General features: G+C 42.8%; 4 protein-coding genes, 4 tRNA genes and 1 pseudogene. All 9 read right to left on the bottom strand.

Annotated elements, in window-relative coordinates:
• Positions 1–290 (bottom strand): GTP-binding protein (locus WA381_RS20745; protein WP_336138609.1); only part of this gene is annotated, 290 nt, incomplete at its 3' end.
• A gap of 67 nt (positions 291–357) precedes the next feature.
• A tRNA-Thr gene (locus WA381_RS20750) sits at positions 358–433 on the bottom strand.
• Positions 434–440: 7 nt separating this feature from the next.
• Positions 441–515, bottom strand: a tRNA-Gly gene (locus WA381_RS20755).
• Positions 516–548: 33 nt separating this feature from the next.
• Positions 549–633 (bottom strand) — tRNA-Tyr (locus WA381_RS20760).
• A 7-nt stretch (positions 634–640) separates the two neighbouring features.
• Positions 641–716: transfer RNA gene (locus WA381_RS20765), tRNA-Thr, on the bottom strand.
• A 109-nt stretch (positions 717–825) separates the two neighbouring features.
• Positions 826–1,584, bottom strand: coding sequence for a type III pantothenate kinase (locus WA381_RS20770; RefSeq protein ID WP_061486596.1), 759 nt, complete (start codon positions 1,582–1,584; stop codon positions 826–828).
• A 147-nt stretch (positions 1,585–1,731) separates the two neighbouring features.
• The gene (birA, locus tag WA381_RS20775; RefSeq protein ID WP_061486597.1) at positions 1,732–2,718 is read right to left on the bottom strand and encodes a bifunctional biotin--[acetyl-CoA-carboxylase] ligase/biotin operon repressor BirA; all 987 of its coding nucleotides are present in this window, start codon (positions 2,716–2,718) and stop codon (positions 1,732–1,734) included.
• A complete protein-coding gene (gene murB, locus WA381_RS20780) occupies positions 2,715–3,746 on the bottom strand; it encodes a UDP-N-acetylmuramate dehydrogenase (protein WP_061486598.1) in 1,032 nt (343 codons plus the stop codon). The genes birA and murB overlap by 4 nt, the downstream gene beginning before the upstream one ends.
• Before the next feature lie 172 nt (positions 3,747–3,918).
• Positions 3,919–4,299, bottom strand: a pseudogene (locus tag WA381_RS20785) (methyl-accepting chemotaxis protein); the annotation flags it as partial.
• Between the last annotated feature and the right edge of the window lie 72 nt (positions 4,300–4,371).

Consider the following 4,371-nt stretch of genomic DNA (forward strand, 5'->3'; position numbering starts at 1 on the left):
GCAGCACCAGTGATCATGTTTTTAACGTAATCAGCGTGTCCTGGGCAGTCTACGTGTGCGTAGTGACGAGTAGGAGTGTCATATTCTACGTGTGAAGTAGAAATGGTGATACCACGTGCTTTCTCTTCAGGCGCGTTATCGATTTGATCGAAAGCCTGTGCGTTACCGCCGTAAGTTTTAGAAAGAACTGTAGTGATAGCTGCAGTTAGGGTAGTTTTACCGTGGTCAACGTGGCCGATTGTACCCACGTTTACGTGGGGTTTCGTACGTTCAAACTTTTCTTTTGCCATTTCTATTATCCCAGCAAAGTTACATTAAAAAATTTAGAAATTTTACATGAGCTGGGGAGAAATAAACTGGTGCTGATAGGCAGATTTGAACTGCCGACCTCACCCTTACCAAGGGTGCGCTCTACCAACTGAGCTATATCAGCACTGATTTGGAGCGGGCAGCGGGAATCGAACCCGCATCATCAGCTTGGAAGGCTGAGGTAATAGCCATTATACGATGCCCGCAATCCTAATTCTCTGGCCACCTCATAGAGAAAGTGGTGGAGGGGGCAGGATTCGAACCTGCGAAGGCTGAGCCGGCAGATTTACAGTCTGCTCCCGTTGACCGCTTGGGTACCCCTCCAGATTGATGGTGCCGACTGCCGGAATCGAACTGGCGACCTACTGATTACAAGTCAGTTGCTCTACCAACTGAGCTAAGTCGGCACTACATCAAGTGGGTGCGCATTCTAGAGTATTGTTTAACTCTGTGCAAGTGTCTTTTTGAAAATTTTTCAATTTTCTTTTTTGACCAATTTTTCAACTAATCAAAAACTTACGTCGATGTTCCCTTTAGAAGTTCACTTCGAGCGTAGCGGGCAAGACCCTGCATCACCAAATGAGCGAGGCGCATGTTATCAGCAGATTTTAAGAATGCAAACACTTTTTTGTCTCCACCCCCTAAAATTATGTCAAATTCGGTTTGTTTGCTTGATATGTAATCAACTGCGCTCAAATAAACACCATAAAGGGCAGCATGACACCCTGTTGCCACACAATCTTCTGTATCGGTCCCCACGCCAAAGGTGGTCGGAATTTCATCATTCGCGAATACTTTTTTAGTTGAAGCAACCAATGCATTACGCATTACTTGAAAACCAGGTATGATCCAACCGCCTAAATGTTGACCATCCACCACAAAATCAACCGTTATTGCCGTACCTACATCCATAACAAAAAATGCTTTTTTTGACTTTTCTGCAGCACAGACCATGGCGAGCCATCTATCAACGCCCATTTTTTGAACATTCGCGTAACTATTTTTTATGCCGAAGGCTTCTTTCTCGGTGTGCTTTTCTACAAAAATAATATTTCGCTCATTACACATGGCGGATATTTCATCAACCAGCTCCTGATTTCTTACTGAAGCTATATATAAATGGGAAATTTTTTTCTGAGAATCAATAAAAGAGAAAAGAGAATTGGCATCTTCGCACGCATTAGGCTCTTCTTCTGCGTGACAAAGCAGTGAATATTTTATTCGGGTGTTACCGATATCCACTAATATGACGTGGTTTTCTTCAATGTTGTTCATATTTTTGGTTTCAATCGCAAAGCAATGCGTAAAACGAACGGATAAAATGCTATTTAAAAATCACAAAGATGAACTACGAAGTACTTTTATTATAAAAATGGTCAAAATCTTCGTAGCTCAGCTATAAAGCAAAACAAAAATAAAACGTTAATTGCCTCTAAGGCTAACTTCGCCGCCGTGGAAACGGGTAATACCGTCTTGCGTTTCAACAAGAAGCGCGCCGCTGGCGTCCACGCCCCTATCAATTCCGGAAAAACGCTTCTCACCCATTTGTAAAACAATGCGTTTATCGGCGTATAAGTCGAGCGCTTCCCAATATGCTGTGAATGGCCCGAAGCCCTGCTGGGTAAATTTAGGTAAATAAGACCATAGCGATTTAATAATTTCCGCCGCTAAAGCATTTCTATCTGGGATAGTGCCTAAATAAGAAGCAAGATCGCTATGAGGTTGACCAACATCATATTGATTATCGGGTACGCAAACATTTAAACCTATGCCGATAACACTATGCGCTGTAGCGCCTATTTGCCCTTCTACTTCAATAAGTACGCCCGCAAGCTTTTTACCTTGCAAATAAATGTCATTCGGCCATTTAAGCTCGGCGTCTTCTACGCCAAACTCTTTAAGTGCATCGCAAACTGCCAAGCCTACCAATAAAGAAAGTCCTGCCATGCTTTGATAACCGTCGGGAAAAGACCAGTACATAGAAAAAGTTAGACTTCCGCCAACTGGCGCTAACCATGAGCGCCCGTGTCTACCGCGTCCATCGGTCTGAATTTCAGCGAAAACAACATCGCCGTTTTCAAGATCTTCTCTTGTACTCGCTATACGCTTCTTCATTTCTGTATTGGTGGAAGGCAATACCGACTCCACATCAATAACCGCTCGTTTTGTATTGCCTAAATGGCGTTTAATGCTGTCGGCGCTTAACAATGGAAAACCTCGTTCTAAACGGTAGCCTTTACCTTTTACTTTAAATACATCCAGCCCCCAATCGGCGAGTTGGGAGATATGGCCTGCTACTGCTGTACGCGAGAGGCCTACTTGCTGTGCAATGGTTTCACCGGAGTGGAATTGGCCGTCGGACAACAAAGCGAGAATATGTTTTCTTATAGCTTTTGATGCTTGTCTCATAGCGAAATAAGTCCTTTGCTTCCTAATAAGCGTACTTCTGGCTCAAGCTGTATGCCAAACTTTTGATGTACGCTTGCTATGATATCTTTTGCCATGGTTAGTACGTCGCTTCCGGTGGCACCACCTAAGTTTGTAAGAACCAATGGCTGTGTAGGGTGGCATCGTACTTTATTCAAAGTTTTGCCTTTAAAACCTGCTTGGTCAATAAGCCACGCCGCAGGTATTTTTATTTGTTCGTTTTCAGTGGGTGGCAAATCTGCACTCTGACTCAATACAAAATGAGGGACTGAATCATATTCTTGTGCAATCGCTTGATAGATTGCTTTTGAAACCACTGGGTTTTTGAAAAAGCTTCCTGCGTTACCTAGCTCGTTCGGGTCCGGAAGTTTGCTCTTCCTTATTTCAATTACCTTACTATATACCTTTTCTGGTGTAGGCTCAGTAAGCGCGGCTAGTTCGCCATAGCTAGTTTCAAGTTCGTAGTGCTTGGGTAATTTAAAGTTAACGTGAGTGATCAGCACCTTGTTAGCGAGTGCATGTTTAAACACACTATCCCTGTAACCAAATTGACAGTCTTCATTGCTCAGCAGCACTTGTTCGCCAGTTTCAAGAAATACGCATTCTACTTTGTCGATTAACGTATTCACTTCTCGTCCGTACGCACCAATATTCTGAATTGGGCATGCGCCTACTGAGCCTGGTATTAAGGCGAGATTTTCGAATCCATACCACGTCTCTTTCATACACAGGGTGACGAAGTCATGCCAGTTTTCACCTGCACCTACACGTAAGTAATGGTGACTTTCAGTATCAAAATGGCTTATTCCCTTAATCTCGTTAACCAGAATTGTACCGTCAAAGTCGTCAGTGAAGACTGAATTGCTTCCACCGCCCAATATATAAATGGCTTTGTTATTGTTTTTAGAAGTTTTGAAGATAGACAGGAATGAAGTAACGTCGCTAAACGACTGGATAGAATCACAAGAAGCGGCGAGGCCAAATGTGCTGTATGGTTGTAGTGAAGGCATAGAGTTTTACGAACTGCGAACAATTCGCTAATGGTAGGGTAACGAAGCAGCAAATAAAAGCGCAAAGAAGGAATAATATTGTTGCCAATATTGCTAAGCGCTAGAGCATTACCACTTTCATTCGTTAAAGTGAGAAAACGGAAGCTAGCGCTTATACGTAAATACAGAGAACTTACTGCTCTTTGGCTTTATAACCAATACGAAACCCTCCCCAATGTTTACCGTTCACATATATCGGTGCAGATAGATCATGCATGACCTCACCTGTATCTCGCTTGTAAGTTTGTAGCAAGAAAGTAGAGGTATTGCTGCCACAACGACTTCCGGTTTTGTCATCGAATATCCGTTTCGTTCTGTTATTTGCTAAATCCGTATCGTAATTACCAGTAAGGGGCTGACTAAACTTCTTGTTGTGGGTAGGAAAGTAACCATTTACGTCAACTGCGCCGGCATAAATAATGAAACTATGTGTTTCTAATAAAGGTTCTTGGATAGCGGGAAGTACGTCGTCGGTGAACTTATCAAAAGGTGTCGTGTGCTTTATAGGATGAGACTGTAACTAATTTTGTGTAACTGCCTATCTCAATTTACTCTATAGAGAGTTAAGGATAGGCAGATGAACATG

This window comes from Alteromonas sp. CH_MED4-4, from assembly GCF_037029575.1.
GTDB classification, from domain to species: Bacteria; Pseudomonadota; Gammaproteobacteria; order Enterobacterales; family Alteromonadaceae; genus Alteromonas; species Alteromonas macleodii.